This window comes from Bradyrhizobium sp. AUGA SZCCT0431 (assembly GCF_018131065.1).
Classification (GTDB): Bacteria; Pseudomonadota; Alphaproteobacteria; order Rhizobiales; family Xanthobacteraceae; genus Bradyrhizobium.
Genome location: NZ_JAFCLR010000088.1, coordinates 1 through 2,966 on the forward strand (window position 1 = coordinate 1; position 2,966 = coordinate 2,966).

Below are 2,966 nucleotides of genomic sequence, written 5' to 3' on the forward strand. Positions count from 1 at the left end.
TAGCGCTGAGAATGGCTGCACTCTCGGCCATCGTGGAGTGTACTCACTATTCGCACGATATCTCTCCGGAGCGCAGGTTGGTCTAAAGCATAAAAAGCCGACCGGGCATGGCGCGAGCGCCATCCCGTTTTTCGGCCATTGAAATCACTCGAAGCCGTGGGCGCCCACCGAGCGCAAACTAATTCATTTCCGGGCACGACAATCATTCCTCACTTCCGCGGAAAAATGGCGGGAGAACCAGGCCTCGAACCTGGAACCTCTGGTTTTGGAGACCAGCGCTCGTCCACTTGAGCTTCACTCCCCAGCTTGGTCCCGACCCACGGTGCTGCCCCGTGTTTTCCTGCTCCACAAGCAAGCGTCCTAGCTGATAGACGAGGTCGGAAGGCAATGGTCGCTCGCAACGGTTTCGAACCGTCCTGTTCGCCGTTATGAGCAGCAAGCCCTCCCGAGAGGCCGAGCGATTGGTAGTGGGGGAAGGAATCGAACCTCCGTATGCGCGCTCAAAACGCGCCGTCATGCCACTGAACGAACCCACCCAATGGCACACCCTGCGAGAATTGAACTCGCCTCTTCTGTTTGAAAAACAGAGATCCTTGCCGATAGACGAAGGGTGCTTCAAATGGCGGGCTGCGGGACTCGAACCGACTTTGCCTGGTTGGAGGCCAGGTGATCAGCCTATGACCCAAGCCCGCGTTGAAAAGAGAAGGGTGCGCGTTGTTGTTTTGGCGCGCTCGGCAGGACTCGAACCCGCATAGCACGGAGTAGAAATCCGTTGACCATCCAGTTGGTCCACGAGCGCGCGAACGAGACATCGAACGACGTTGCGATTTTACGTGAAGTGGATTCCCGGACGGGTGCTTCCCCCGCTCATAACCGTTTTGCAGACGATCGCGTTCATGTTTCGCCACCGGGAATCTTGGCAGCCTCTCGCGGATTCGAACCACGGACATCCCGGATCAGAACCGGGTGCTCTACCAGCTGAGCTAAGAGGCAAAGTCAGGCGAGGCGCGAGCGCCCCGCTTGGTCTTTGAATCGAATGTGGTCAGTCTGGCTGGATTCGAACCAGCGATCCCCTGCTTCCAAGGCAGGTAGGGACGACCAGGCTCCCCTACAGACTGTAGACATTGGCCGACCTAGAGGGACTCGAACCCCCGCCCTCCGCGTTCGTAGCACGGCACTCTGAATCCAACTGAGCTACAGGTCGTTGATGGCAATCGGTCGACAAGAGGAATTGGCTCCCGCCCACGGTTTCGAACCGCGCTACCCCGGTTAACAGCCGGGCGCCCTCACCGAGATGGCTCGGCGGGAATGATGTGGTGGAGAGTGCCGGTACCGCCCCGGCCGCGTCGATCTTGCAAGGATCAACTGCACCCTTGTGCACTCCCCCGTGATGGTGTCCAGAGTCAGTGCCGCCCTGACCTCCTCGGCGTTTCAAACCGATGCTTTCACTGGATTAGCTTTCTGGACCGCGAATTGCGCACGGTGCGCAGTTTCGCAAGATGGCGCGGACCAGCGGAATCGAACCGCTATCAATGCGCGGGCAGCGCATGGCACTCCCAATATACCAGGTCCGCGAGTTTAGACCGCTAGAGCCTCTTCCGTTCCGATAGAATCGGAACGGGGCCCTAGATTCTTGATTGACGCGTTTTCTTGACGCGAACCGGTGTCCACTTCGCTTGCAAACGCTCCGTTGGCCAATCAGCCGAAGGATGGTGGGTAACCGCGGAATTGAACCGTGCGTGCGCAAAGGCGCAGGCTTTACAGGCCCGCTCAGTCACCAGACTTGGCGTTACCCAAATGTCCCGAGGGCCTGTGCGCTGCCAGGAGCCGCAACGTTCTGGACATCAATCCTGGCCACCACGATAGGACTCGAACCTACATCCTCGACCGTCGGATGGTCGTGCTCTTCCTGAATCCCCGGATGGACGCGATGGGGCCATTTCAGGACTCGCGCACCGCAAAGTAGGCCCCATTCGATCACCTCGTCGGCACAGGCGATAGCGGCTTACTCAGGCAACCCCGCTTTCCGGAGCCCCTCAATCAACAGCTTCGCGTTTGAGTGCCCGCCCCGGGCGATCAACGCAGATATTGTGAAAGCGGGATCGAGCTGAAGCAGGAGCGTCGCTGCCTCACGCGCCTCAGCGTCGCGTCCAAGATGAGCGAAAGCGGACGCGAGACAACGGTAAGCTGTCGAATAGGAGGCATTCTGACGCCGGCATTTATTCCCTGCGACGATGGCCTCGTCAAAGCGGCGAAGCTCGATAAAGGCCATCCCCATCGCAACAAACGTTATGGGTAGCCGCGGGTCTACCGGGCTCAGGCGGATGGCGCGTTCAAAGCTCCGGACCGCTTCCTCCGGAAGCCCCGCGATTCGATAGACCTGGCCTCTGCAGGTCCATGCGCGATATGAATTTGGGTTTAGCGCGATCGCCCGGTCAGCCATTTCGATCTCGCTTTCACAATCGCCGACCATGTACGCCGAGATCATGGAAACCAATGCCAACGTTTCCGAATCACCATCGTCGACGCTCAATGCCAGGCGAAGAAACCGAACCGCTTCCTTGCGGTCGAATTGAGGATCGATCGCATGACCCCAAATGACGTTCCGCATGTGACAGTGACCTGCCAGAGCAGCGACAAGGCCGAACCGAGGGTCAAGCTCCAACGCTCGATGCGCCAGCCTGATCGCCTCGTCCAACCCTTCGCAGGTCGTTAGGTAATATTGCTGCACAGCGCGGAGATAGAAATCATAGGCGGTGAGGTTCTCTGATGGCCGACGTGCCGACAGGCCAATTTCTATTTCAAGCAATTTTGGTTGAATGGCCGAGACAACGGCGACTGTCACCTCGTCCTGGAGAGCAAATACGTCCGTCAGGTCACGCTCGAACCTGGACTGCACCCCTGGAACGAGACACGATAATTTCTGTGACAGGCATTTCGAGGATGACCTGTGGCAGCAAAAGGAA

The 2,966-nt window shown here is 58.4% G+C and carries 1 protein-coding gene and 10 tRNA genes; all 11 read right to left on the reverse strand.

What is annotated here, in order from left to right:
* Window positions 1-226: 226 nt before the first annotated feature.
* A tRNA-Trp gene (locus tag JQ567_RS37760) sits at window positions 227-302 on the reverse strand.
* Between the two features lie 160 nt (window positions 303-462).
* Window positions 463-536: transfer RNA gene (locus tag JQ567_RS37765), tRNA-Gln, on the reverse strand.
* A gap of 3 nt (window positions 537-539) precedes the next feature.
* A tRNA-Glu gene (locus tag JQ567_RS37770) sits at window positions 540-614 on the reverse strand.
* 7 nt (window positions 615-621) lie between these two features.
* Window positions 622-692: transfer RNA gene (locus JQ567_RS37775), tRNA-Gly, on the reverse strand.
* 31 nt (window positions 693-723) lie between these two features.
* Window positions 724-799: transfer RNA gene (locus JQ567_RS37780), tRNA-Arg, on the reverse strand.
* Between the two features lie 240 nt (window positions 800-1,039).
* Window positions 1,040-1,118: transfer RNA gene (locus tag JQ567_RS37785), tRNA-Pro, on the reverse strand.
* Window positions 1,119-1,125: 7 nt separating this feature from the next.
* Window positions 1,126-1,204 (reverse strand) — tRNA-Arg (locus JQ567_RS37790).
* A 28-nt stretch (window positions 1,205-1,232) separates the two neighbouring features.
* Window positions 1,233-1,308, reverse strand: a tRNA-Asn gene (locus JQ567_RS37795).
* A gap of 192 nt (window positions 1,309-1,500) precedes the next feature.
* Window positions 1,501-1,574, reverse strand: a tRNA-Gly gene (locus tag JQ567_RS37800).
* A 136-nt stretch (window positions 1,575-1,710) separates the two neighbouring features.
* Window positions 1,711-1,795: transfer RNA gene (locus JQ567_RS37805), tRNA-Tyr, on the reverse strand.
* A 210-nt stretch (window positions 1,796-2,005) separates the two neighbouring features.
* On the reverse strand, window positions 2,006-2,966 hold a 961-nt coding region (locus JQ567_RS37810; protein WP_212443518.1), incomplete at its 5' end, for a tetratricopeptide repeat protein.